20 protein-coding genes are annotated in these 24,280 nt (G+C 68.1%); 5 read left to right on the top strand and 15 right to left on the bottom strand.

The window, feature by feature from the left end; translation table 11 throughout:
* Positions 1 to 22: 22 nt before the first annotated feature.
* Genes ASC95_RS06990 through ASC95_RS07000 form a run of 3 tightly spaced genes read left to right on the top strand, consistent with a single transcriptional unit; the run spans position 23 to position 2,071 of the window.
* Entirely contained in the window at positions 23 to 520 is a 498-nt protein-coding gene (locus ASC95_RS06990; RefSeq protein ID WP_057296958.1) for a hypothetical protein, read from the top strand.
* A gap of 44 nt (positions 521 to 564) precedes the next feature.
* A complete protein-coding gene (locus ASC95_RS06995) occupies positions 565 to 1,536 on the top strand; it encodes a family 43 glycosylhydrolase (RefSeq protein ID WP_057296959.1) in 972 nt (323 codons plus the stop codon).
* Positions 1,537 to 1,549: 13 nt separating this feature from the next.
* Positions 1,550 to 2,071, top strand: a complete 522-nt coding sequence (locus ASC95_RS07000; RefSeq protein ID WP_157255977.1) for a tetratricopeptide repeat protein — start codon at positions 1,550 to 1,552, stop codon at positions 2,069 to 2,071.
* 8 nt (positions 2,072 to 2,079) lie between these two features.
* Here ASC95_RS07000 and ASC95_RS07005 read toward each other — a convergent pair whose 3' ends face one another.
* Genes ASC95_RS07005 through ASC95_RS07055 form a run of 11 tightly spaced genes read right to left on the bottom strand, consistent with a single transcriptional unit; the run spans position 2,080 to position 16,366 of the window.
* Positions 2,080 to 3,459: a hypothetical protein gene (locus ASC95_RS07005; RefSeq protein ID WP_057296961.1), complete on the bottom strand. Its 1,380-nt coding sequence runs from the start codon at positions 3,457 to 3,459 to the stop codon at positions 2,080 to 2,082.
* A gap of 5 nt (positions 3,460 to 3,464) precedes the next feature.
* Entirely contained in the window at positions 3,465 to 3,773 is a 309-nt protein-coding gene (locus ASC95_RS07010) for a DUF5060 domain-containing protein (RefSeq protein WP_057296962.1), read from the bottom strand.
* Positions 3,770 to 4,621, bottom strand: a complete 852-nt coding sequence (locus tag ASC95_RS07015) for a hypothetical protein (RefSeq protein WP_057296963.1) — start codon at positions 4,619 to 4,621, stop codon at positions 3,770 to 3,772. The genes ASC95_RS07010 and ASC95_RS07015 overlap by 4 nt, the downstream gene beginning before the upstream one ends.
* Before the next feature lie 44 nt (positions 4,622 to 4,665).
* A complete protein-coding gene (locus ASC95_RS07020; protein WP_057296964.1) occupies positions 4,666 to 5,433 on the bottom strand; it encodes an alpha/beta hydrolase in 768 nt (255 codons plus the stop codon).
* Positions 5,430 to 6,446, bottom strand: a complete 1,017-nt coding sequence (locus ASC95_RS07025) for a family 43 glycosylhydrolase (RefSeq protein WP_057296965.1) — start codon at positions 6,444 to 6,446, stop codon at positions 5,430 to 5,432. The genes ASC95_RS07020 and ASC95_RS07025 overlap by 4 nt, the downstream gene beginning before the upstream one ends.
* Before the next feature lie 3 nt (positions 6,447 to 6,449).
* A complete protein-coding gene (locus ASC95_RS07030) occupies positions 6,450 to 9,383 on the bottom strand; it encodes a sugar-binding domain-containing protein (protein WP_057296966.1) in 2,934 nt (977 codons plus the stop codon).
* Positions 9,380 to 11,212, bottom strand: coding sequence for a glycoside hydrolase family 2 protein (locus ASC95_RS07035; protein WP_057296967.1), 1,833 nt, complete (start codon positions 11,210 to 11,212; stop codon positions 9,380 to 9,382). The genes ASC95_RS07030 and ASC95_RS07035 overlap by 4 nt, the downstream gene beginning before the upstream one ends.
* Before the next feature lie 16 nt (positions 11,213 to 11,228).
* Entirely contained in the window at positions 11,229 to 11,549 is a 321-nt protein-coding gene (locus ASC95_RS07040; RefSeq protein ID WP_057296968.1) for an L-rhamnose mutarotase, read from the bottom strand.
* Between the two features lie 17 nt (positions 11,550 to 11,566).
* Entirely contained in the window at positions 11,567 to 12,934 is a 1,368-nt protein-coding gene (locus ASC95_RS07045) for a glycoside hydrolase family 28 protein (protein ID WP_200960076.1), read from the bottom strand.
* A gap of 1 nt (position 12,935) precedes the next feature.
* Positions 12,936 to 14,234, bottom strand: a complete 1,299-nt coding sequence (gene rhaI / locus ASC95_RS07050) for an L-rhamnose catabolism isomerase (RefSeq protein WP_057296969.1) — start codon at positions 14,232 to 14,234, stop codon at positions 12,936 to 12,938.
* A gap of 23 nt (positions 14,235 to 14,257) precedes the next feature.
* Positions 14,258 to 16,366, bottom strand: coding sequence for a bifunctional rhamnulose-1-phosphate aldolase/short-chain dehydrogenase (locus ASC95_RS07055; RefSeq protein WP_057297093.1), 2,109 nt, complete (start codon positions 16,364 to 16,366; stop codon positions 14,258 to 14,260).
* Positions 16,367 to 16,605: 239 nt separating this feature from the next.
* On the opposite strand from ASC95_RS07055, the gene ASC95_RS07060 reads away from it, so the two are divergent.
* Positions 16,606 to 17,700: a DeoR/GlpR family DNA-binding transcription regulator gene (locus tag ASC95_RS07060; protein WP_235537726.1), complete on the top strand. Its 1,095-nt coding sequence runs from the start codon at positions 16,606 to 16,608 to the stop codon at positions 17,698 to 17,700.
* Positions 17,697 to 19,091 (top strand): FGGY-family carbohydrate kinase, encoded by a 1,395-nt coding sequence (locus ASC95_RS07065; RefSeq protein ID WP_057296970.1) that lies wholly within the window; start codon positions 17,697 to 17,699, stop codon positions 19,089 to 19,091. The genes ASC95_RS07060 and ASC95_RS07065 overlap by 4 nt, the downstream gene beginning before the upstream one ends.
* A gap of 67 nt (positions 19,092 to 19,158) precedes the next feature.
* Here the strand turns inward: ASC95_RS07065 and ASC95_RS07070 are convergent, their stop codons facing one another.
* The 4 genes from ASC95_RS07070 to ASC95_RS07085 all read right to left on the bottom strand — a co-directional run bounded on the left by ASC95_RS07070 (position 19,159) and on the right by ASC95_RS07085 (position 24,269).
* Positions 19,159 to 19,812, bottom strand: a complete 654-nt coding sequence (locus ASC95_RS07070) for a PEP-CTERM sorting domain-containing protein (RefSeq protein WP_057296971.1) — start codon at positions 19,810 to 19,812, stop codon at positions 19,159 to 19,161.
* A gap of 11 nt (positions 19,813 to 19,823) precedes the next feature.
* Positions 19,824 to 21,650, bottom strand: coding sequence for a rhamnogalacturonan lyase B N-terminal domain-containing protein (locus tag ASC95_RS07075; RefSeq protein WP_057296972.1), 1,827 nt, complete (start codon positions 21,648 to 21,650; stop codon positions 19,824 to 19,826).
* Positions 21,651 to 21,783: 133 nt separating this feature from the next.
* On the bottom strand, positions 21,784 to 23,043 hold the full coding sequence (locus ASC95_RS07080; RefSeq protein WP_082567527.1) for a serine hydrolase: 1,260 nt from the start codon (positions 23,041 to 23,043) through the stop codon (positions 21,784 to 21,786).
* A 5-nt stretch (positions 23,044 to 23,048) separates the two neighbouring features.
* The gene (locus ASC95_RS07085) at positions 23,049 to 24,269 is read right to left on the bottom strand and encodes a rhamnogalacturonan acetylesterase (protein WP_057296973.1); all 1,221 of its coding nucleotides are present in this window, start codon (positions 24,267 to 24,269) and stop codon (positions 23,049 to 23,051) included.
* Positions 24,270 to 24,280 lie beyond the last annotated feature (11 nt).

Genomic DNA, 24,280 nt, shown 5'->3' on the forward strand with positions numbered 1-24,280 from the left:
TGCAGCACCAAGGAATTGACCCATGCTTAAAACACTCACCGCGAGCGTCCTCGTCACGTTTCTGCTGGTTCTGGGCGGCGCCGCTCACGCACAGACGAGCTGCGTCGCGGACTTCTCGGCGTTCGGCCAGGGGCGCATCACCGTCGAGATCAAGCCCAGGCAGGACGGGCGATTCGACGCCGTGGTCAACGGCAGCACGACGAACGCGGGCTTGGTGCCCGTCGATGAGGCGATTCGCGCGGGCCTGAATCTCGCCGCCGATCCCCATGGCAAGGAGATCGTGCAGTTCAATGCCTCCGAACGGTCCCTCGTGCACCTGCACGGTCTGCGTGAAGGCGCGGCGACCCGCGGCGTCATCACCCTGCCGTTCTCGCCCGCCGACGTGCGGCTGCTCAGGACGTTCGACCTCACCGGCAAGACCGACAAGTTCGGCGGCCAGGTCTTGCTGGAGGCCTTTGATGAGCAGGGCGCTTCGCTCGGCAAGGTGCTCCGACGCGTGTTCGTCGCAACCTGTCGATGACCCCGCGAGCGGCTCCCTTCATCGACACTTGCCCTGCTGACCGCATGAAACGCCTTCTGCTCGCTCTTGCCGCCCTGCTCACCGTGACCGCCTGCCAGGCCCAGAACCCGCTGGCCCTCGGCAAGGACCTGCGCACCGCCGATCCCTCCGGCCATGTCTGGCCCGACGGCAGGATGTGGCTCTACACGTCCCACGACGAGGAATGCCAGGCCGACTTCCACATGAAGGACTGGACCGCCTTCTCGTCCACCGACCTCGTCAACTGGACGAACCACGGCGCGGTGCTGTCGGTCAAGGACCTGAAATGGGCCGACGATTACGCCTGGGCGCCCGACGCGGCCTACAAGAACGGCAGGTACTACCTCGTTTTCCCTGCGGGCACTGGCGTCAAGGACCGCCAGAACCCGAAGAACAGCACCAAGTGGATGGGCATCGGCATCGCCGAGAGCGAATCGCCTGCCGGCCCCTTCAAGGACATGATCGGCGCGCCGCTGTGGCGCAAGCCTTACGCCAATGATCCGGTGCTGTTCATCGACGACGACGGTCGTGCCTACCTCTACAGCCGCACGTCAGGTGTGAACTACCTGGTGGCCGAGATGGCCGACGACATGCGCAGCATCAAGGGCGAGCTGCAGAAGATGGACATGGGCGGCTACGAGCCGCCGATGGAAGGCCCGTGGGTGTTCAAGCGGGGCGGCCTGTACTACTTCACGATGCCCGAGCACAACCGCATCCTGACCTACTACACGGGCACCTCGCCCAAAGGCCCGTGGACCTACCGCGGCGTCATCATGGACGCCGAGGGCGGCAACAACCACCACTCCATCGTCCAGTACAAGAGCCAGTGGATCCTGTTCTATCACCGCTGGCTGGACGTGCCCGGTGCGGCCTGCGCGAAGAAGCAGCGGCATGTGGCGGCGGAGTACCTGCACTTCAACGAGGACGGGAGCATTCGCAGGGTGGAGCGGACGAAAGAGGGCGTGGGAGACTTTGCCCAGCGCGTGGGTGCGCGCTGAGGGAGACAAGACCATGAACCCATATCAGCACCTCAACGCGCTGGCCCGGCAGGCCTTCGAGCACTGGGGCGCCGGCCGGCTGGCCGAGGCCGCCGAAGGCTATGCCGCCGCCATCGCCGTCGCCCGTGACGGCGGCATGCCCGCTGTTGCAGACCTGCACGGCCAATTGGCAGCCGTGCTGGACGCGCAGGGCCGTCTGGACGAAGCCGTCGCCCAGTCCGAACTGGCGTTGGCCGCCGAGCAGGCGCAAGACGGCGCGAACGACGCCTGGCCCAGCGTGAAAGTCGCGCGGTACTTCCTGGCGGACAGGCTGGAACGACAGGGCCAGCCCCAGCGTGCGCTGGATGCGCTCGCGCCGTCGCTGGCAGTGCTGCCCGACGACTGGTTGCTGAACATGGCGCAGGCCGAGGCGCTGTTTGCCGCGGGCCGTGTTCCCGAGGCCCGGGCGGCGGCCGAGCGTTCGCTGGCGAACGCCTCGTCGAACGACAAGCGGGCACAGCTGGCCGAGCGGCTCGCGCCGGTGCTGCGCGCCTGATCGGGTTGTCAGCGCATCAGGTGCGCCACCAACCCGTTCAGATGGCGCTCCAGCTGCGTGTAGCCCGACGCCGGGTCCACGCGCGCCGCGTCCGACGGGTCCCTGGGGTTGAGCCCGTGTGAGGTCTCCCAAGCGTCCGGCATGCCGTCCCCGTCGCTGTCCAGCGGCGCCGGGGCGCTCTTCAGCGTGGGCCAACCGCCAACCTCGGTCTGGCTGTTGATGAGTTTGCCGCGGCGCTGGCGCACGTCGGCGATGAAGCGCTCATCTACCGCGTCGCGTACCAGTGATGCACCTGCGCCGGCCAGCACGCGCGCAAGAGTCTTGTCGGGCGCGTCCACGGTGACTGGCGAGAAGGGCAGGGCGGCGCCGAGCTTGTAGCCGTCGGGCAGGCCGCCGGGCAGGTTCTGCGCATGGGCACGCACCAGCGACCATGGGTCGGCCGGCAACAGGCCATCCATGGTGTTGCCGGCGAAGAAGGCGCGCGAGCCGGGGTTGCTTTCCTCGAAGGCGAACTTGCCCTTGGAGTTGGGCCCGGTCAGGTAGACATTGCCGACGAAGTTGTAGCTGGCGCGCTCGCCGCCGCGGTCCAGGTTGTAGCCGGCGCGTTGGGTGCCCCAGTTGTAGAAGACGTTGGCGCGCAGGTCGTAGAAACCGCCCACCGGGTCGGCCTGCGGGCTGAGGTAGTTGCCGGGGCGCGGCATGCGGTCCTGGTGGTGAGCCCAGAGGTTGTGGTGCATGGACAGCCGCGTGCCGTGCGCGCCGCGCAGCAGGCTGCCGAAGCCGTGGCAGGCACCCGTCTTGGGCGCGTTGCAGTTGAGGGACTCGGCAATGACGCTCCACTGCACGGTGACGTGCTGGTAGGCCGGGCGGCCGAGGTCGGCCCGCGCGACCGAGACCGACAGCGCCTCGTCGGTTGACCAGCTGGCCGACACGTGGTCCAGCATGATGCGCTGGCCCGAGCCGACGCTGATGGCGTCGTCGTCGGCGCCGGCCGCGTCGCCCATACGCGAGCGGATGAAGCGCACGACGACGTCGTCGGCGTCCACCATCAGCGGCTGGTCGCGCAGTGTGATGCCGTCGCCGGGGGCGGTCTGGCCGGCGATGGTGATGCGGCCCTGCGTGATGCGCAGCGGCGTCTTCAGGGCGATGGTGCCGGACACGGCGAACACGATGGTGCGCGGGCCCTGCACCTCGACGGCGGCGCGCAGCGAGCCGGGGCCATCGTCGGCCAGCGTGGTCACGTAGATCGCACGGCCGCCGCGGCCGCCGAGCGAGATGGCGCCTTCGCCCTCGGCCCCGGGGAAGGCGGGTGGCACGGGCACGCCGGGCGGCACGGGTGGCGCGGCGCAGGCCGCGAGCAGCAGCATGGCGGGCAGGGTGATTCGCATGCGTGTCAGTTCGTCAGCGGCCAGCGGTTGCTCTGGCTGACCCAGGTCCAGCGCCCGGGCCGCGGCGGCATGAAGCGCACGCGGTAGACGCCGTCACCGTCGTAGAAGCCATCGACCGCGACGGTCTGCGCACCGTCGCTGAAGCGGGCGCTGAGTTGAACGTCGATGAAGGGATTGCCGTCGGCGGGGCCAGGCAGGCTGATCTCGAAGACGCCCCACTGCTCAGGCTGCTCAGTCTGTTCGGCCTGGCCGGGCCCGGCCGATGCCAGCGCGCTGCACAGGGCCAACAGCACAACGCTCAGCCAGCGGCTCATCCGATATCTCTTGTACCTTGCTCGGCCAGCATGCGCCACGCCGTCATGGTGCGAGCCGTGCGGCTTGGCGGCTTGGGGACTCGTCCGGGCGTGAGCAGGTCCATGGCCTGGATGGCGCGAACCACGAAGGGCAGGGCGAAGAGCAGCGGCATTGCCATCAGGCGGAGCGCTTCGGCCGTGCCCACCGGGAACTGGAACAGCTGATGGACGGAGAACGGCAGCGTGTGCACATGCTGGGAGAGCTGCATCGTGACCGCCTTGTGCCAGCCGGCGTCCACGCCGCTCATCTCGCAGCGCTGGCGCCGGCTCAGGTGGAAGTCTGGCGGGTCGTTGCGCCGCAGGCGCAGGCGCAGCTCGGCCTGCTGCACGGCCGGCAGCGAGGCCATGTACTCGTGCACTTCCAGCGCCAGCTGCAGCCGCGCTGCATCGGCCAGGATGCCGGGGACCGCCGGGTTCGTCGAGCCGGTGCCGCCGAGGATCTTCAGGCGGCGCGTGGCGTCATGCAGCTCCCAGAGCCGGATGCGAAAGCTCCGCTCGGACTCCGTGACCGGATGACCCGCGATGTACTCGAAGGCGTCATGGGCCTCGATGACACAGCGCGCCAGGGCGCACATGGACGGCAGGTCCCACCGCTCGTGCGGCATCTGCTGTCCAGGGTCGGGCGCCAGCCGGCGCAAGGCGATGCCATGGTGCAGCAACTTGACGAAGATCTGCTCGCCGTAGCTGACATGGGGAGCAGCCATGGGCAGGCTGGTCAGGGCCGCAGACACCGCCTTGCCGTACTCAAGCACAGCGTCGAACTCGCGCACCTTGGCTCGATAGTCACCCCAGGTATTGATCTCTTGCATGCCGGAAGCGTTGCCGTGACAAACGCGCTAGCGTAGGCGAAGTCTCAGCGGTCCAGCCTGTCCGCCATCCATCGGGCCGCCAGCACCGGCCATTGCCCGTGTGTTCCTTGCAGCCCGCGCAGCGCAAAGCCGTGTTCGGCCTGCGGGAACACATGCGCCTCCACATCCAGCCCGTGTTGCTGCGCTGCCGCGATCAGGTTCAGCGCATGTGGCACCGGCACGATGGGATCGAGCAGCGCATAGGCCAGGAACACCGGGCAGCGTGGCAGGCCGTGGGGCTCGCTCGCGATGCCGATCGGCCAGGCGTCGTAGAAGGCCTGCTTCTCGGGCGGCGGGAAGTCGGGCTTGCCGGCAGGGAACTTGTGGTCGCGGTGGTTTGCATTGAGCGGTGCGTAGGCGATGAGGGCGCCGGCGCTCTCGCCCTGGCAAGCCATCACGCCGGCGAGGTGGCCGCCGGAGGACAGGCCCACGTGCAGCAGCGGCAGCGGCGGCAGCGTGGCGAGGTGATCCAGCGCGAGCAGACCGTCCTGCAGCGCGATGTCGAAGGGGTGGCCGTCCTGACCGGGCAGGCGATGCACCAGCACATGGGCGTCCAGCCCCAGCGTGTTCAGCCATCGCGCGATCTCGACGCCTTCCTTGTCGTGCATCAGCTGCAGGTAGCCGCCGCCGGCATAGACGAGGGCACGGCCGCGCGCCGGTGAGGGCGACGGATAGGCGTGCAGCTCGGCCCGCGTCGGGCGGCGGCAGATGCGGTCGGGCGATTCGCCGTCAAAGACATTCGGCGCGCCGGCTGACAGAGCAATGAGGTTCATCGTTTCTCGGGCAGCGGCAGACCGAAGTCCGGCATGCCGTCGGCCGTGAACGCCAGCGGCTGCACGCGGGTGGCGCGACCGGTGTCCTTCAGCGGGTCGCCGACGATGTCGCGGTAGTTGCGGGCATGGAAGACGTTCAGCACGCTGCCATCCGGCTCGGTGATGAAGCTGTTGTGGCCGGGGCCGTAAATGCCGTTCTCCGGGCTGCTGGTGAAGACCGGGCCGGGCGACTTGCGCCAGCTCTTGGCGTCCAGCAGGTCGGCGTTCTCGTCGGCCCACAGCAGGCCCAGGCAGTACTCGGCGCCGGTGCCGGCGGCCGAGTAGGTCATGAAGACGTGGCCACCGTGGATGAGCACGGCAGGCGCCTCGTTGACGAAGTGGCGCACCTTCTCCCAGGCGTAGTCGGGCTGGCTCAGCCGCACCTGCGGGCCTTGCAGTTCGGTCGGGCTCTTCATGCTTGAGATGAAGATGTCGGTGCTGTGGTTCTTCTTCGCCGGGTCGGTCTGGGCCCAGGCCAGGTAGCGCTGGCCGCGGTGCTCGAAGACGGTCGCGTCCAGCGTGAACGTCTCCCATTGCGTCCTGATCTGCCCGCGCTCGGTCCAGTCGCCCTGCATGGGGTCGGCAGAGGCGTTCTCCAGCACCCACAGGCGGATCTTCCACGGCTCCTTCGCTTCACCGGCGCTGAAGTAGATGAACCAGCGGCCGTCGATGAAGTGCAGCTCGGGCGCCCAGATGTGGCGGCTCATCGGGCCTTGCTCGTGCCGGCGCCAGATCACTTTCGGCTCGGCCGTGGCGAGGCCGGCGATGCTGCGTGCGCGGCGCAGTTCCAGCCGGTCGTACTCGGGCACCGTGGCCATCAGGTAGAGCCACTCGCCGTGGCGCAGGATCTGCGGATCGGCGCGTTGGGGGATCAAAGGGTTGGGCCAGGACGTGGGCTGGGCTCGTGCAGGCAGTGCTGCGGCCAGCAGTGCAGTGGCCAGCAGATGGCGGCGGGTGAGGTTTGCAGCGGACATGGTTCAGGGCAGGCGGTAGAACTCGGCTTCGACGATGGACAGCATGCCGCGGCCGAGGCGGCTGGCGCCGGTGTCGACGATTTTCTGGTTCGCGACTTCGGTGTTCGCCGTTTCGGTGCCGCCTTCGGCCTCACCGGCCAGCTCGATGCCGACTGTCTGGCCGCGCCAGGGCTTGAGCGGCAGCGTCACGTAGCCCAGGCTGCGCTCGGTCAGGCCGCGCCAGACCTCGGTGCCATCGACGCTGACGCGCAGCGGGTAGCGCCGCTCGCGCCAGCCCCCGAGCTTGAGCGTGATCTCGTTCAGCGTGGCCGGCTCGGCCAGCTTGAAGCGGATGGCGCCCTTGCCGGCCTCGCTGGTCCAAGCGGTCGATTCGTCATCGTCAATGGCCTGGGCCGGCATGCCGCTGTCGGCTTCGATAGACGCGATGGCAACGGCCAGGCGGCTTGCCGTGAAGGAAGGTGTGGCCGGCGTCGGTCCTCGCGTGGATCGCGGCCTCAGGCCGTCCGCCGGGAAGCGGGTGCTCAAGCCGCCGGCGACGGGCATGGGCTGCGAACGCAGTTCCAGCGTGGCTGGCGCCAGGCCGGGCGCCTCGGCGCGCAGCCGGATGACACCCGCGTCCGTCGTGCTGCGCACCAGCACGCGGTTGACGCCACCTTCCACCGGCAGCTCGCGCGCCAGCACGAAGTTGCCCGGCCCCTGCGCAATGCCGCCGCGCCATTCGGCAGGACCGTCCAGCGTGAACTTCACCGTGTCCAGCGCGATGGGGTTGCGTCTGCCGGCGGCGTCCACCACCTCGACCTGCACCAGTGCCAGGTCGGCGCCATCGGCCTGCAGGCCTTGCGGGTGCGTCTGCGCCGTCAGCTTCAGCGCAGCTGGTGCGTCGGCGGTGGTGCGCACGTCTTCGCAGACCTTGCTGCCGTCCTTGTCGAAGCCGATGGCGCGCAGCTCGCCGGGCTCGAAACGCACGCCATCGAAGCGGAAGACAAAGGGCTCGCTCGCCGTGGTCGCTCCGAAGGGCTTTCCGTTCACCATCAGCATCACGCGGGCCGCGCTGGAAATGACCGTGACCTGCTTGACCGTCCCGGCCGCGTAATTCCAGTGGCCCAGCAAATGGGCTCGCGGTTGCTCGATATCGACCCAGCCGTCCCACACCACCTGGTGTGCGAAGAAGCCGTCCTTGGGAATGCGCATCGCATCCACCTCGCCGCTGCGGCGGTAGTTCTCGGCGCCGCGGTGGTGGGTGTTGCTGTCGCTGAAGATGATGTTGACGCCGCCCGACGACACGCGCGTGCCGGTGCCCGGGCGCTCGCGCCAGAAGTCCACCCAGCGGCGCACGTCTTCCAGCGCATGCGAATCCTGGTTGCGGTTGTAGGGGGCAGCGCTCTGGCCCTTGTGCTCGGGGCCGTCGCCATCGCGGTGCAAGGGCGGGCTCAGCTCGTCCCAGAACTTGCGGGCACCTTCGTCGCGCGAGTACTCCATGGCCCACATCGGCCGTCGCGCGCTCTTGTTGACGTAGAGCATCTCGCCGCCGTACTCGGCCACGTTCTGCAGGGCTTGGGACAGCATCTCGCGGCTGCCAGAGGCGCGGCCACCGTGCGGGTCGAAGCGGTCGCGCAATGCGGCCATCTCGCGCATGTGCTCGGCACTGATGCCACGGTTGCCGGACTCATACATCAGCACGCTCGGGCTGTTGCGGAAGTAGACGACGGCGTCGCGCATGGCTTCCAGGCGCTGCTCCCAGCGCCGGCCGGTCACGTCAGCCTCGGAGTCGCCGGCCGGCATGGCCTGCATCAGGCCGAGGCGGTCCAGCGATTCCACGTCCTGCTTCCACGGCGCCGTGTGCATCCAGCGAACGAAGTTGGCATTGCTGGCCAGCATCTGGCCGTTGCTGTAGTCGCTGAGCCAGGGAGGTACCGACAGGCCGATGGCCGGCCACTCGTTGCTGGTGCGCTGGGCATAACCCTTGAGCTGGATGACCCGGCCGTTGAGCTTGACCATGCCGTGGGCGAACTCGGTCTGGCGGAAGCCCGTGCGCGTGACGACCTTGTCGACCGGCTTGCCGTCCACGCTCAACGTGGTCTCCACGTCGTAGAGGGCGCCGTGGCCCCAGCTCCAGAACTGCAGGCCGACAACGGGCGCCTTGGCACTGACGATGGTGGTGGCGCCGGCTGGGAGAGCCTGGGTGGGCGCCTTGAAACTGGCGACGACGCGGCCGCCGGGCTCACGCAGCGTCACCTCGTAACCGAAGCGCCGTGCCTTGTCGTGTTCGTTGCGCACCTGGGCTTCCGCGGTGACGGTGGCTCGCCCGACTTTGTGGTCGAAACCGGTCGCATGCACGTAGACGCCGGTGGTGCCCAGGTTGGAGAACAGGGGCAGCGTCTGGTAGAGGCTGTCGGTGACGTGCAGCCTCAGGTTCTTGGGCAGGCCACCGTAGTTGGCGTTGAAGTTGCGGTCGGCCCACTGGTAGCGCTGGTTGGTCGCCTGCTCGCGGTAGTCCCAGCGGTTGTCGGTGCGCACGGCGATGAGGTTGTCGCCGGGTTTCACGGCCTGGCTCAGGTCGAAGCCGAAGGCGGTGACGCCGTTCTCGTGCAGGCCGATGCGCTGGCCGTTGACCCAGACCTCGGCGGCCTGGCGGGCGCCTTCGAACTCGATGAAGACCTTGCGGGTGGCAACGTCGGCGGGCAGCGTGAAGCGCTTGCGGTACCAGGCGACACCAGTGCTGTGGTCGACGATGTCCTTGGCGAAGGCGTCGTCCTCGTTCCAGGCACGGGGGAGGGTGACGGGCTTCCAGCTGGCGTCGTCGAAGCTGGGCGCCTCGGCGCCTGAGGCGTCGCCGACGAGCAGCCGCCAGCCGGGGTTGAAGTTGTAGACCTCGCGAACGGCGTGGGCCGACAGCGCCGCCCCTGCCAGGGCAAGGGCGGCCAGCCATCGCGTCATTTCGCCTGCGCCCTGTAGTGCTCCGCCAGCACGTCAAACGCCAGCTTGCGCTGCCCGGTCTCGGAGATCAGGCCCTTGCGGTTCCAGCCGTTCTGATAGACCGGGTGCTCGCGGCGCGGCGAGCGGAAGTCCTTCAGCACCCAGGGCGACAGGCCGCGCAGCGTCGGCACCTTGGCGGCCATGGCCAGCGTGGCGCGGTAGTAGTCGGCCTGGTAATCCTCGGAGAACTTGGGCCTGAGCTTCTCATCGCGAAAACCCGCGAAGGCGTCGGCGCCGAACTCGGAGAACAGCAGCGGCTTGTCTGCCGGCACGTCCCAGCGCAGGCGGCGCACCGTGTCCAGCGTGTCGTCGCCATACCAGCCGGCATAGGTGTTGACGGCGATGACGTCCAGCTGCGGCAGCAGCGGGTCGGCGATGTGGATGACGTCGCCCTGGCGCTCGACGAGCAGGGCCGCGCTGACGAGGCGGCTGGGGTCCAGCGCGCGCACGGTTTCGGCCAGCGCGGTGTGGAAGCGCGTGCGTGCCTCGCCCACCGGCGTCTCGTTGCCGATGCTCCACAGGATCAGCGCGGCGCGGTTGCGGTCGCGGTAGATGGTCTCGGCCTGCATGCGCCGCGCCTTGTCGAGCACGGCGGGCGTGTCCCAGTCGATGCTCCAGTACACCGGGATCTCGCTCCATACCAAGAGGCCCAACTCATCGGCCACGCGCAGCATGGTCTCGTTGTGCGGGTAGTGGGACAGGCGCACATAGTTGCCGTGCAGGCCGTTCTTCACCTCGCCGAGCAGACGGCGCGCAGCGGCCTCGTCGATGCGCCGTGCCGGGTTGGGGCCGATTTCTTCCTCGTGGATGGAGATGCCGCGCAAGTTGACAGGCTTGCCGTTGAGCAGGATGTCGCTGCCGCGCACGGCGATGGTCCGGAAACCGACACGGTCGCGGACCTTGTCGCCGCCGGCCTCTAACTCGACGTCGTAGAGCGTGGGCGACTCCGGTGACCAGCGCTTCAGCGCGGCCGGCGCGGCGGTGTCGAAGCGGGCCTCGCCGTTGGCATCCGTGCGGGCCTGCAGCGTGACGCCCAGGGCGGCGATGCGCAGGCTCACCGGCTGGTTGCCCGGCTGCGGGCCGTTGAGCTGCAGGCTGCCGACGATGCGGCCCGCATCGGTCAGGCGCAGCGTCGCGTCGTCGATGAAGGTGGCGGGCGTCTGAAAGAACTTGACCGGCCGCGTGATGCCGCCGTAGAGGTCCCAGTCGGTGATCTCGGCGGGAATGGTCTGGGCATCGTGCTTGGAATCCACGCCGACGACGAGGCGATTGCCGGTCTCGCGCACGGCTTGCGTCACCTCGACGACGAAGGGCGTGAAGCCGCCTTCGTGCTTGCCGACCTCCCGGCCGTTCAGGAAGACCGTGGTCCGGTAGTTCACGGCCTCGAAGCGCAGGAAGCTGCGCCGGCCCGGCCTGGTGGGCGCATCGAAGCGGCGCTGGAACCACATCAGCCCGTCGAAATAGCGCAGCTCCGGCACGGCGGAATTCCAGGCGCCGGGAATGTCCATCGCCGGCGCGCGGTCGAGGTCGTACTCGAAGAAGCCGACGCCGCCTTGGGCCTCGGCCCCGGCCACGTCGACATCGCGGAAGCGCTGCATGCGCGGCTTGGCCGGCCAGCCGTTGATGTCGGTGAAGCCGGTGCGGTAGAGGTCCTTGGACCAGGTCCACGGGCCCGACAGGTCCTGCGCCGCCGCGCGGGCCGTCAGCAGCAGGGCAGGGCGCAGGGCGTCCGCGGCGAAGGCGGAAAAGCTGGTGGCCCAGAACAGGGCCAGGGCGATGCAGGCACGCATGACGACGGGCCCTCCTTCAGTTGAAGTGGAAGAGAGGCTTCAGCGGCCACTGGCGCGGCCGGTTGTCGGGTTCGACCTCCATCAGGTCGGCCATGTAGTCCCACCAGCGGCGCATCACGGGTTGCAGCGGCAACTCGTCGAAGGGGAAGCCTGGCTTGCGCTTGAGCACGGCGAACAGGCTGAGCGTGGCCTCGTCCAGGAAGATCCAGTAGTCATGGATGCCCGCCTCGCGCAAGGCCTCGGCCAGGTCGGGCCAGAGTTCATCGTGGCGTCGCTGGTACTCCGGCACGACGCCGGGCTTGAGCTGCATCTTGAAGGCCAGGGTCTCGTCGCTCATGCTGATGTCTCCTTGTCTTATTGAACGTCCTGCTCCGCCATCGGCAGGGCCGACACGTCGCGCCGGCGCAGGGCGGGATCATGTCGCCAGCAGGCTCCGCTCAGCCCCGCCAGATCGATGCCCTCGCCCACGGCGATGGGCTCGTGCAAGTTCAGGCGGCTGTCTTCGAAGCGCCAGTCCGCAGCGTCCAGCACATGGCCGCCGCGCCGGGCCTCGATGTCCAGCCCGGTGAAGTGAAAGCCCCGCAGCGGCGCTTGGGCATAGGCGTCGACCTCGAAGGCCACCGCCGCGCCGCGCGCCTTCAGGCGCTCGATGCGCACGCCGTCCACGCGCACGCGGCCCCGCTCGGCCGGCACCGGCGTGGCCAGGTTGAGCCAGTGGGGCGGCGCGTTGGCGCGCTCGGCGTCGGGGATGTCGGCGCGGCTGAAGGCGGGGTTCCAGTTCATCGTCACGCGCAGGGCGGTGGGCACGTCGTGCAGGGCGAGGTCGCTGATCGTCACGCCTTCGATGAAGCCGCCCCGGCTGGGCGCGGACTTGAACAGCAGACCCACCGGCACCGGCGCGTGCACCTCGATGCGCCGCGCCGTGATGCGGCGAAAGCCACCCGAGGTCTCACTGCCAAAGGTGAGGCCGGCGGCGCCTTCGCGGACGATGCAGTCGCTGATCGAGATGTCTTCGCAGGGCCGCGCCACCCGCAGGCCATCGGCATCGCGGCCGGCCTTCAGGACGATGGCGTCGTCATTGCCGGCGATGTCGGCACGGCGGATCTGCACGCGGCGCGAGGAGTCGATGTCGATGCCATCGGTGGACGGGCCACGCGCGTCGCCGTCGTTGTTGCGCAGGGTGATGCCGTCCACGACCACGTCTTCCGAGTAGCACAGGTGCAGCGTCCAGAAGCCCGAGCGGCGCAGCAGCAGGCCCTCGCCGATGTGGATGCGGGCGGCCTCGAACACCTGGATGAGGCGGGGGCGCTGCGCGTCGTAGTCCGAGGCCCAGCGCAGACCGCGCGGCTCGTAAAGGGCGCGCAGGGCCCAGTAGCTGTCCCAGAACACCTGGCCATCGCCGTCGATGCAGCCTTCGCCGACCAGGCCGACGTCATGCTCGCCGTAGATGTTGACCAGCGCGGCCGGCCAGCGCATCTCGATGCCGGACACGCGGGTGGGCAGCAGCGGGTAGTCCGCCAGGTTGCGCGATCCGAGCAGCGTGGCGCCCCGATCCAGGCGCAGCGCCATGCCGCTCTTCAGGAACAGCGAGCCGGTCAGGTAGGTTCCGGGCGGAACGCGCAACGTGGTGCGCTGGAGCGCCGCGGCGTCGATGGCGGCCTGCAGCGCCCGCGTGTCGAGCGTGATGCCGTCGCCGCGCGCGCCAAAAGCCTTGGCATCCACCTCAGACGATGCCGCTGCCGCTCGCACCCGCTTTCGGCGGACGCTTGATGGCAGCTTTTTCGCGATAGCCGCTGGCGCGGTAGGCGGCGACCGGATCGACGGCACCGCCCGAGCGCAGGCGCGCCATCGCCAGGATGGGGCTCACGTCGGTGCGGAAGGCCTTCTTCAGCGCCTGGGCAGACTGCAGCGCATCGTTGGCTTCCTGGAAGCCGGCCAGCGCCCGGCGGTCCACCAGTGCGGCCTGCACGAAGGCGCGCTGCACCTCGACGGCGCTGCTCATCAGGCTCTCGATGGGGTCGGTCACGTTGTGCGACTGGTCCAGCATGTAGGCGGGCTTGAAGGCCGCGCCATCTCGGGCGGCCGCATCGGCCAGTTCGTTGAAGACGAGGAAGAGCTGGAAGGGGTCGATGGAGCCGGAGTCCAGGTCGTCGTCGCCGTACTTGCTGTCGTTGAAGTGGAAGCCGCCGAGCTTGCCGAACTGCGCCAGACGCGCCACGATCATCTCGATGTTGGTGTTGGGCGCGTGGTGGCCCAGGTCGACCAGGCACTTGGCCTTCTCGCCCAGTTCTTTAGCCGCGGCGAAGCTGGTGCCCCAGTCGGCGATGACGGTGCAGTAGAAGGCCGGCTCGAACAGCTTGTGCTCGATGTACATCAGCCAGTCGTCGGGCAAGGCGGCGTAGATGCCACGGGCGCTGTCCAGGTAGCGCTCCAGCGCGCCGCGCAGGTTGTGCTGGCCGGGGAAGTTGGCGCCGTCGCCCACCCACACGGTCAGGCCCTTGGAGCCCAGGGTCTTGCCGAGCTCGATGCACTCGATGTTGTGCGCCACCGCCTGCTCGCGGGCGGCGGCGCTCTGCGAGGTCAGGCTGCCGAACTTGTAGCTGTGGGCCTGGCTGGGCTGGTCCTGGAAGGTGTTGGAGTTCACCGCGTCGAAGGACAGGCCCAGGCTGTCGGCCTGCTGGCGCAGCGCCCTGGGGTCGCTCGGCTTGTCCCAGGGGAAGTGCAGCGACACGGTGGGCGTGGCGCGCGTCAGCTGGTGGATGACGGCGCAGTCCTCCAGCTTCTCGGTCACGTCGCGCGGCTCGCCCTTGCCGGGGAAGCGCGCGAAGCGCGTGCCACCGGTGCCCACGCCCCAGCTGGGCAGGGCCACGGCGAAGGTCTGGGCCGTGGCTGTCAGCGCCTCGATGTCCACGCCGCGGCGGGACAGCATGCCGCCCAGCGCGTCGTAGTCGGCCTGCAGCGTGGCGCGCTGGCTGGCGTTGTGTTGTTCGACCTGGGCCGTGTCGATGATATTGGTTGTCATGGTTGTCTCCTGGCCGCCGATTGTTAGCGGGTGAACGCGGCAGCGTTGCCGGCATCCACGTTGAGGACGTTGCCCGTGCTCTTGCCGGACTTGTCGCTGGCCATGAAGTAGACCGCCTCGGCGATGTCCTCGGGCAGCACGCTGAGCTTCAACATGCTGCGCTGGCGGTAGAACTCTTCGATGTTGTCGGTCTCGATCTTGTTGGACGCGGCGCGCTCTTCCTTCCACTTGCCGTCCCAGATGCGCGAGCCGCGGATGACGGCGTCGGGGTTGACGACGTTGACGCGCACGCCGATGGCCGCGCCCTCCAGTGCCACGCAGCGGGCCAGGTGGATCTCGGCGGCCTTGGCCGTGCAGTAGGCCGAGGCGCCGGCGGAGGCGACGAGGCCGTTCTTGCTGGCCACGAACACCATGCTGCCGCCGATCTTCTGCTGCTTCATCAGGCGGAAGGCGCCGCGGCTGACGAGGAAGTAGCCGGTGACGAGGATGTTCTGGTTGCGGTTCCAGATCTCCAGCGTCGTGTCTTCCAGCGGCGCCGCGGAGGCGATGCCGGCGTTGGAGACGAGGATGTCCAGGCCGCCGAAACGCAGCGCCGTGGCCGTCAGCAGCGCTTCCACTTCGGCCTCGGAGGTGATGTCGCCGCGCACGGCAGCGACGTTGTCCTTGCCGCCGATCTTGAGCAGGTTCTGGCGGGCCTCCTCCAGCGCTTCGGCGTCGATGTCGGTCAGCATCACGCAGGCGCCTTCCTCCAGCAGCTGGCGCGCCACGGCCTGGCCGATGCCGCCGGCACCGCCGGTGACCAGGGCCACGCGGCCGGCCAGGCTCTTGGGCTTGGGCATGCGCTGCAGCTTGGCTTCCTCGAGCAGCCAGTACTCGATATCGAAGGCTTCCTGCTCGGGCAGGCCGACGTATTCGTCCACGCCGTTCGCGCCGCGCATCACGTTGATGGCGTTGATGTAGAACTCGCCGGCGATGCGGGCGGTGGCCTTGTCCTTGGCGAACGACAGCATGCCCACGCCGGGGATCAGGTAGATGATGGGATTGGCGTCGCGCACGGCCGGGCTGTTGGGGCGCTTGCAGCGCTCGTGATAGGCCCGGTAGTCGGCGCGGTAGGCTTCGAGGGCTGCGTCCAGCCCGGCCAGCACGGCGTCGATGTCGGGGTTGGCGGGGTCGAAGTCCAGCACCAGCGGGCGGATCTTGGTGCGCAGGAAGTGGTCGGGGCAGGACGTACCCAGCGCCGCCAGCTTGGCCAGGTCCTGGCTGCCGACGAACTCCAGCACCACGGCGCTGTCGTTGAAATCGCCCAGCTTGCGCTCGCTGGCGCTGATGCGGCCACGCAGCGCGGGCATCAGCCGGGCGGCCAGCGCGGCGCGCTCTTCTGCGGGCAGGGTGATGGTCTTGACGCCGCCGAACACCGGCTGCTTGATGTTCTCGGCCAGCCACTGCTCGGCCAGGCGGATCATTTCCAGCGTGGTCTCGTAGCAGCCCTTGGCGGTGTCGCCCCAGGTGAACAGGCCGTGGCCTTCCAGGATGATGCCCTTGAGCTGCGGCTGCGATGTGGCCAGGGCTTCGAGCTTCAGGCCGAGGTCGTAGCCAGGGCGCTGCCAGGGCAGCCAGCCGAGCTGGCCACCGAAGATGACCTCGGTGAGGCGGCGGCTGTCGCGGCAGGCGGCGATGGCGATGATGGCGTCGGGGTGCATGTGGTCGACATGCGCCTTCGGGATATAGGCGTGCAGCGGCGTATCGATACTCGCGGCGCGTGGATTCAGGTTGAAGGTGCAGTGCGGCAGGTAATCCACCATCTCGTCTTCATGTTCGAGGCCGCGATAACGCTTTTTCAGCGCATTCAGCTTGTCCATGTAGAGCGTGGAGAAACCATCCAGCTTGATGGAACCCAGGTCGCCGCCGGAGCCCTTGACCCACAGCACCAGCACATCTTCGCCGGTCAGGTGGTCGCGCATGGTGACCTTGGCCGAGGTATTGCCGCCGCCGAAATTCGTCACGCGCAAATCGGAGCCCAACAGATTGGAGCGGTAGAGCAGCAGTTCGGGTTCGCTCATTGAAGCCGCCACGGCATCGTCCCATTTCGAGGCGATCGGAGTATGTGCGGCGGTTTGGGAATTTGCAGTCATCAGCTTGCCTGTATTCAGTCCGTCATTCATCTCCGTGAGCGCAGCTTGCGACCCGGAGCCCGCCATTCGCGGGATTGGCGGAGCGCAGTGTGGGCCGAAACGACGCGCCACGGTCAGCGCCGGCGCAGTAAATCAAAAGGATGAGCGAATGCATCGGCCGTGGCGCCTTCGCTCACGAAACGCTCACGGCCGTGAGCGTTTGCTGATTGACCTTGTCACGCGGCTGACGTAATCTGCACTTGGAACAGCGTTTCACCCAGGCTTTGATTGCTTCTGAGCGTGAGTGGAGAGGGCTGTTGCAGCCGGCGCCTACGCTCACCGGCTGCGATCAAGGAGCCGGCCTCAGCCGGGCCGCCAAGCCAAGCGACGCCTGCCCTTCAGAGGCTGGGTGCCATAAATACGAGACAACGGTCGCCACCGGCTCTCCGGGACGCCCGATAAAGGTGATCCACATGATCAATCACAAGCGTCACAAGCGTCTGCTCAAACTGCTGGACGAACGCGAGCACGCCAGCGTTCAGCAATTGATGGACTGGTTGTCCGCCTCCGCCGCGACGGTACGGCGGGATATTTCCTGGCTGGCTGCTAAAAACCAGTTGACGCGCACGCGGGGCGGGGCGCAAAGGCTGGAGCAAAAGAAAAAGTCATACACGCTTTCCAGCGAGACTTTTCAGAACAATGCCCAGCAACATACCGCTGCGAAACGTGCCATCGCGCGTTATGCAACGTCCATGTGCAATAACGGCGAAACCATCATCATCAACGGTGGCACCACCACCTTCATGATGGCGGAGTTTCTCGTCGAGAAGCAGCTGAAGATTCTCACCAACTCCTTCCTGATGGCCGAGCGCCTGCTCGTCACCAGCGACAACGAGATCATCCTGCCCGGCGGCAAGGTCTACCGCGAGCAGAACGTCATCCTGAGCCCGTTCGAGAACGACGTCGCCCAGCACCACTACGCAGCCAAGATGTTCATGGGCGTCTATGGCCTGTCCATCCTGGGCCTGATGGAGGCCGACCCGCTGCTGATCCAGGCGGAGAAGCGCCTCATCAGCCAGGCAGAAGAGCTGATCGTGTTGGTGGACAGCTCCAAGTTCCAGCGCAAGGCGGGCCTGGTGCTTTGCGGCCTGAACCGCGTGTCCACCGTCATCACCGACACCGGCGCGTCCGACAGTGCCGTGCAACTGCTGGAGCACTACGGCGTGCGCGTCATCACCGTGGAGCCTGAAGCCGTGGACCCTCGCGTGGTGGAGGCTTCGGCGCTGAGCTCGCATGACTATGCGGCCGTGCTGGAGTCGGGCTCCTACCACCGGCATGCGGGGCTGGTGTCTTGAGCCCTGGGGCCGGTGATCTCGTTTCAGGCACCGTCGTTCTCGACATCGGCAAGACCAACGCCAAGCTGACCCTCATCGACGCAGCCGGCCAGACGCTGGCCGAGGCGCGCACGCCCAACACCGTGCGGCGAGACGGGCCCTATCCGCACCACGACACCGAGAGGCTGTGGAGCTGGATGCTGGACCAGCTGCGCGAGTTGTCCTTGCTGGCGCGCATCCGCGCCATCGTGCCCGTCACCCATGGCGCAACGGCGGCGTTGATCGACGACGCCGGCCTGGTGCTGCCGGTACCCGACTATGAGCATGTGCCGGGCGACGCCGTCGATGCCGCTCGCTATGACGCGCTGCGGCCGCCGTTCGACGAGAGCGGTTCGCCGCAGCTGCCCGCGGGCCTCAACCTCGGCCGCCAGCTGGACTGGCTGCAGGCGCGTTTTCCCGCGGAGTTCGCCCGCACCCAACATGTGCTGATGTACCCGCAGTACTGGGCCTGGCGGCTGTGCGGTGTGGCGGCCAGCGAGGTCACTTCGCTGGGCTGCCACACCGACCTGTGGCGTCCCCGGGTGGGCCGCTGGTCCAGCCTGGTCGAGCGTCTGGGCTGGGAGAAGCTGTTCCCGCCGCGCCGCGATGCCTGGTCGCGCTTGGGCAAGCTGCGGCCCGAGCTGGCCGCGGACACCGGCCTGCCCGCGGACTGCGAGATCGTCTGCGGCATCCACGACAGCAACGCCTCGCTGCTGCGCCATCTGCTGACCCTGCAACAGAGCGGCCCCTGCACGGTGCTGTCCACCGGCACCTGGGTCATCGCGGCGGCGCTGGGCTCGGCGACCCAACCTCTCGTCGAGGCGCAGGACATGCTGGCCAACTGCAATGTCTTTGGCGACGCGGTGCCCTGCATCCGTTTCATGGGTGGGCGCGAGTTCGGCGCCATTGCCGGCACGCAACCGGCCAGCTTCGGCCTGGACGAGCTGCAGCGGCTTATCGCGCAGCAAACCCTGGCCCTGCCCTGCTTTGCCGAAACCGGCGGGCCGTTCGCGGGCCAGCCCGGCCGCATCACCGGCCCGGCGCCCAAGACGCCCGCCGAACAGGCCGCGCTGGCCACGCTCTACGTCGTCCTGATGGCCGACCACTGCCTGGCCGCCCTGGGCACCACCGGCCGTGTCGTCGTCGAAGGCGCGTTCACGGCCAACCCCTGGTTCGGCCCCTTGCTGGCCGGCCTGGCCGAAGGCCGTGACGTGACCGTGTCGGACGACAGCAGTGGCACGACCTGCGGCGCCTGGTTGCTGAACGCCTGGGGCAGCGCGCCCGAGGCAACCGCCGCGCCGGTGGCCGCATTGAACCTGCCGGGATGGCGGGCTTACCGCGACGCCTGGCGTACCAAGGCCGGGGCGAAATGATCAACCCGTATTGAGAAAAGGGCCGGCCTCTTGCGAGGCCGGCCCTTTGACATCCGGGCTCGCTCGCTCAGCCGCGGCGGCGGCGACGAAGCGCGGCCAGGCCCAGGCAGGTCAGTGCGAGGGAACCGGGCTCAGGGATGGTGAAGGCGCGCACGCTGTCGATGGCCGGCACGCTGTAGCCACTCGTGTCGGTCGCGCTGTCGAAGGCATACACCCGTACTTCATCGAAGCCCAGGATGTCGCTCAGCCCCAGCACGCCGCCGATGCCTGCCGCACCGAGAGACACGCGGCCGCTGCCGGTCTGCACGCCGTCCAGCCGGGTCTGCCACATCAGGTAGATGTTGGCGTAGCCCGAATCGACGGCGAACTCGATGCCGTTGAGGTCGCGCGCCGTGCTGCGGATGGACAGGTAGGCGTTCATGCCCGCGGTGGCGAAGTAGTTGCCCGCGAAGGACTGGCTGTAGGTCTCGCCGGCGCCCAGGTCCACGCAGTTGCCACCGGCATAGCCGCAGCCGCCGTTGTCGTTGGCAAACCCCGTGTGGCTGAACAACAGGCCGCCTTCTGACCAGGGGCTGTCGAGGTTGATGTTGGCCTCGAAGTCTGCGGCCGCGGTCAGGTGGGCCGCGCCCGGTGTGGCGCTGCCGGCGCCGGTGGTCTGCACGACGGCGGCGCCGGCGTCGGCTGCCAACAAGGCAAAGGCGAGGAGGGCGATGGTTTTCATGGGAAGAGCGTTCATTGCGCGGTAATCAGATCGATGGCGTCGAACGACAGCGCCGGGCTCAGGAAGGCGGCACCGGCGGTGCCGCTGACGGTGTTGATGGTCAGCACGTTGGTGCCGACGACCAGCTGCGCGGCGGGGATGTCGAAGCTGTAGGTGCGGTTGAAGCCGCGGTAGGTGCCCACGGTCAGGTTGCGCGACACCTTGGGCGGTGCGGCGGGAATGGCCGACGTCCAGCTGTTGACCGTGACCTGTGGGCGGGCGCCGGCGAAGTCGGCCGTGGTGCCGAGGCGCAGCCGCAGCGGCGCAGCGTTCTGGCCGCGCTTGAGCGTGAAGCGCACTTGCAGGCCGTTGTTGACGTCCTTCCATTGATAGGCTGGCCATTGCGTCGCGGCATTGGATTGGCCGATGACGAAGGGACTGACATTCCACGACGCCATGCGCACGTCGGACGGGTGCATGAAGGTCAGCTTGTCGCCGTTGATGAACTCCTGCGGCGTGCCGTCCCAGTGGCCGATGCGCCACAGTGCCGGCGTGGCCTCGGGGTCGGCCGTGATGGCCACCGGGTTCAGCGCGTACGTGGCATTGGCGGTCACCGTCACCGAGCCGGTCTGCACGGCCAGCTCGCCCTTGTAGACCGTCATCGTGTAGACACCCGGCAGCATGCCCGTGGCCGTGAAGTGGCCGTCGACGGGGTCGGCGTCGGCCCAGTACTGCGCCTGCGCGTTGGCAAAGCCCACCGTGTAGGGCAGGCCGGCGATGCGGCCCGTCAGGCCGGCGCCGCTGACCGAGCCTCGGCCTACCGGAGGCACGTAGCCCACCAAGCCCACGTTGCCGTACCAGCTGGTGTCGGGGCGGGCCGTGGGAGCCGTGCCGTCGTTGAAGATCATGGTGTACGTGTTCAGTACCCCCATGCGGAAGGCTTCCGTCTGGGCCTCGCCGTAGTTGACGATGTAGGTCAGCTCATTGGTCGTGTCGGTGATCTGCTGCAGCAGGCTGCGGTAGAAGGGGCCGCCGGAGCCGCCTTCGTTGTTGTCGCGCCAGAACCAGATGCCCACGCCAGGGCCGGAGCCGCCGACGAACTCCCAGTCCTTCAGCCGGCGATTGGCATAGTGCTTGGAGCGCGACTGGCCGTATCGCGCGTCGGTGGCCGGGAAGCCGAACACGTCGCTGGCCTCGATGGCGCCGCTGGTGCCGCGCAGGTCCTCGGCCCAGAAGCTCACGCCGTTGTAGGTGCGCAGGCCGCCGGCCGCGTTGGCCGGGCCGCCGTTGGGCAGCTTGGCGATGGGGATGCGGGCGATGAAGCGCACCAGGCCGTGTACGTCCGGCTCTTCGGTGAAGTGCGTGCCCATGTGGATGTTGGACTCGCCCTTCTTCACCAGGTAGTAATGCGTCAGCACACCACCCTTGGTGCTGGTGCTGGTGAGGGTGACGCGGATGTAGTCGCTCGCGTTGACCACGCCACCATTGCTGCTGGAAGCCGGCGTCACGGTGCCGTTGGCGCTGACGGCCTCCACCTTCAGGCCCACGGCGCTGACGCCGTTGTAGAGCCAGTCGGCGCCTGAGTTGAGCTGCGTGCCGCGTGCGGGGTCGGCGTACTCCACGCCCTTGTAGACCATGCTGGACAAGTCGCCGATGGCCGTGGTGCTGCTGCTGTCCCAGCCACGCACCTTGAACACCAGGCCGCCATCGGTGTCGATGATGTACTGCGGCCGCGCCGCGTTGTTGTTGTCGTGGACGGTGGTAATGCTGAAGGCGGCCATCGCGGCCGGTGCCGCTGCGGCGAGCAGGCCTGCGGCCAGCCAGCGCACCCAGGGCGGGCGCGTGCTTGTGGTGTTCATGGAGTCTCCTGGTTTCGTGTCGTTGTTCACGGTCTGTGGACTTGGCCGCAAACCGGAGCGGAATGTAGGCAGCGCCTGACTCCGCGTGTACTCAACCAGATGAGCGTTTGAACAGCGCCGCTCTTGCAAGCGGTCACGACGCTTCAACTCGCTTCTTCAGCGCCTGATAGGTCAGATTTCGCACGCGCAGATGCAGCGTCGAATTCCCCGCGGGCCGCAGCTGCGTCATGAAGAGGATGACGAGGCGCTCCTTCGGGTCCACCGTGTACTGCGGGAAATAGGCGCTGCCCCAACCGAAGGCGCCTTCGCTGCCCAGTTCCTTGAAGCCGCCGCGTTTCACGTTGACCCAGAAGCCCAGCCCGAAGCCATCGGCGTCGCCGCCGGATTTGGAACCGAGATGGTCGGCCGTCATCAGCGCCACGGTGTGGGGTGCGAGGATGCGCACGCCATCCAGCTCGCCCTGGTTCAGCAGCATCTGCAGGAAACGCGTGTAGTCGCCCGCGGTGGAGAGCATGCCGGCGCCGCCCGACAGCAGCTTGCGCGGGCCATTGACGAAGTCGCTCTTCGCAGACGTTTCCATCAGCTTGAGCTGGCCGCCTTCCAGCCCGTAGACATTGGCCAGGCGCTCAACCTTCTCCGGTGGCAGGAAGAAGCTCGTATCCGGCATGCGCAGCGGGTCGGTGATGCGCTCCTTGATGAAGCGGTCCAGCGGCTGGCCAGACACGACCTCGACGAGGCGGCCGAGCACGTCGGTGGCGTAGCCATAGATGAACTGCTCACCCGGCTGGCTCTGCAGCGGCAGCGCGGCGAAGCGGTCGGTCCATTGCGCCAACGTCTCGTCGTTGCCGACGAGGTACCAGTCCTTCATGCCAGCCGCGCTGTAGGCCGCCTGGGCCGGGCCGCCGCCGTAGCTCATGCCGGCCGTGTGCGTCAGCAGGTCGTGGATGGTCAACGCGCGGCGCGGTTTCTCGGTGCCTCCGCCGGGCAGCGCGACCTGCACGTTGGCGAAGGCCGGCAGATAGCGCGCCACCGGGTCCTTCAGCAGGAAGCGACCTTCCTCGTAGAGGATCATGGCCGCCACCGTCGTCAGCGCCTTGGTCATGGACGCGATGCGGAAGATCGTGTCCGTGCGCATCGGCCTGGCGTTCTCGATGTCGCGCTGGCCATAGGCCTTGAAGACGACCGGCTTGCCGTCGCGCAGCACGGCCATCACACCGCCGGCGAGCTGCTGTTTGCCGATCTGCTCCTCGATGGCCGCGTCGAGCCGCTGCAGGCGTTCCGGCGAAAAGCCCTGTGCGGTGACCGCGGTGGCCTTGGGCGGCGCGGCCGAGGTCGCTGGGGCGTGGGTCAGCGCGGCGCAGGCCAGCGCCAGGGCGGCAAGGGTGGTTCTCATTCGGCTCAATCGCCCAGGGGGCGTTGCTGGGTGAAGCCCGGGCTCGCTGCAACGCGGAACTGCTCCGGCGGCAGCGGCCTGGCGGGGTCGATCTGGCCGAGATCATCCCGCAGCTGTGCGGCCACCGGCACGCGGGCTTCCCGCAGGCCGAGTGCCACCAAACGCGCCAATTGCATGGCGCCGTAGTTGTTGTGATGGGTGTTGTCGAGCTTGCCGTTGTTCATCGGATGGGCGGCCTGGGAGCGCTCGGGGCCGAGGGCTGCGTAGAACTGCTGGCTCATGGCATTGAGGTCGATGAAGGCCAGCTTCATGTCCTGGGCGACCACCCGCGCCGCGTCCGCGTACTCGGTCAGGCTGGGCTTGAGGCGCCCCGCGGCATCGAAGTTGCGCCGCTCCATCGACGACACGACGACCGGCACGCCGCCACGCGCCAGGATGCGCTCGGCGTGCGTGCGCAGCTCGGCCTTGTAGCTGTCGGCGTTGCCGCTGCCGTCCTTTTGCTGTTTCTGGTCGTTGTGACCGAACTGCAGCAGCACGGTGTCGCCCGGCTGCATGACTGACAGAATCTTGTCGATGCGCCGGCGCGCCAGCGAGTCGCGGAAGGTCTCGCCCGACTGCGCATGGTTGGCCACGGCCACGGTGGGCTTGAACAGGGCCGTCAGCATCTGGCCCCAGCTGCTGTAGGGCTCACGGGACTGGTCGGCCACCGTGGAGTCGCCCAGCAGAAAGACCGTGGGTACCTGCACCGGTTCGATGATCAGACCGCGCAGCGCCGGCCTGCTGCCGTTGATCTCCAGCGTGATGCGTTGGTCCCAGGCCCAGATCTCGTCCTTGCTCTCGCGCGGCTCCTTGAGCTTGACGACGCCTGCTTCCACACCCGGCACGGCGGCGATGGTGGCGGTGCGGACGTTGACGATGAAGCTGCGCGTTTCAGTGGCACCGGCGGTCACCGGCACGCCGTCCAACATCAGGCGACGCAGCTCGGCCTTGATGGTCGTGTTGCTGGCGGCGGGGCCACCGAGCGTCGCGGTGACGCGGTAGTTGCCTTCTGCGGGCAGGTCCACCGTGAAGAAACTGGGCTGGCCGGCCGCATTGTGCGGCGCACCGGGCTCGAAGCCGCTGCCGCGCTCGCGGCTGTAGGTGGGCTCGGGGGAGGTGGTGAAGTTGAAGCTGAGCGGATCGGCCGCGCGTGGCTGCGAAACACAGCCACCGAGGCACAGAGACACAGAGAAAAGCC

It is taken from the genome of Pelomonas sp. Root1217 (genome assembly GCF_001425705.1).
GTDB lineage: Bacteria > Pseudomonadota > Gammaproteobacteria > Burkholderiales > Burkholderiaceae_C > Pelomonas.

Bases quoted from the DNA above. Each gene is read 5' to 3' on its own strand.
- ASC95_RS06990 (WP_057296958.1), top strand. From the start codon at position 23: ATGCTTAAAACACTCACCGCGAGCGTCCTCGTCACGTTTCTGCTGGTT.
- ASC95_RS06995 (WP_057296959.1), top strand. From the start codon at position 565: ATGAAACGCCTTCTGCTCGCTCTTGCCGCCCTGCTCACCGTGACCGCC.
- ASC95_RS07000 (WP_157255977.1), top strand. From the start codon at position 1,550: ATGAACCCATATCAGCACCTCAACGCGCTGGCCCGGCAGGCCTTCGAG.
- ASC95_RS07005 (WP_057296961.1), bottom strand. From the start codon at position 3,459: ATGCGAATCACCCTGCCCGCCATGCTGCTGCTCGCGGCCTGCGCCGCG.
- ASC95_RS07010 (WP_057296962.1), bottom strand. From the start codon at position 3,773: ATGAGCCGCTGGCTGAGCGTTGTGCTGTTGGCCCTGTGCAGCGCGCTG.
- ASC95_RS07015 (WP_057296963.1), bottom strand. From the start codon at position 4,621: ATGCAAGAGATCAATACCTGGGGTGACTATCGAGCCAAGGTGCGCGAG.
- ASC95_RS07020 (WP_057296964.1), bottom strand. From the start codon at position 5,433: ATGAACCTCATTGCTCTGTCAGCCGGCGCGCCGAATGTCTTTGACGGC.
- ASC95_RS07025 (WP_057296965.1), bottom strand. From the start codon at position 6,446: ATGTCCGCTGCAAACCTCACCCGCCGCCATCTGCTGGCCACTGCACTG.
- ASC95_RS07030 (WP_057296966.1), bottom strand. From the start codon at position 9,383: ATGACGCGATGGCTGGCCGCCCTTGCCCTGGCAGGGGCGGCGCTGTCG.
- ASC95_RS07035 (WP_057296967.1), bottom strand. From the start codon at position 11,212: ATGCGTGCCTGCATCGCCCTGGCCCTGTTCTGGGCCACCAGCTTTTCC.
- ASC95_RS07040 (WP_057296968.1), bottom strand. From the start codon at position 11,549: ATGAGCGACGAGACCCTGGCCTTCAAGATGCAGCTCAAGCCCGGCGTC.
- rhaI (WP_057296969.1), bottom strand. From the start codon at position 14,234: ATGACAACCAATATCATCGACACGGCCCAGGTCGAACAACACAACGCC.
- ASC95_RS07055 (WP_057297093.1), bottom strand. From the start codon at position 16,366: ATGACTGCAAATTCCCAAACCGCCGCACATACTCCGATCGCCTCGAAA.
- ASC95_RS07070 (WP_057296971.1), bottom strand. From the start codon at position 19,812: ATGAAAACCATCGCCCTCCTCGCCTTTGCCTTGTTGGCAGCCGACGCC.
- ASC95_RS07075 (WP_057296972.1), bottom strand. From the start codon at position 21,650: ATGAACACCACAAGCACGCGCCCGCCCTGGGTGCGCTGGCTGGCCGCA.
- ASC95_RS07080 (WP_082567527.1), bottom strand. From the start codon at position 23,043: ATGAGAACCACCCTTGCCGCCCTGGCGCTGGCCTGCGCCGCGCTGACC.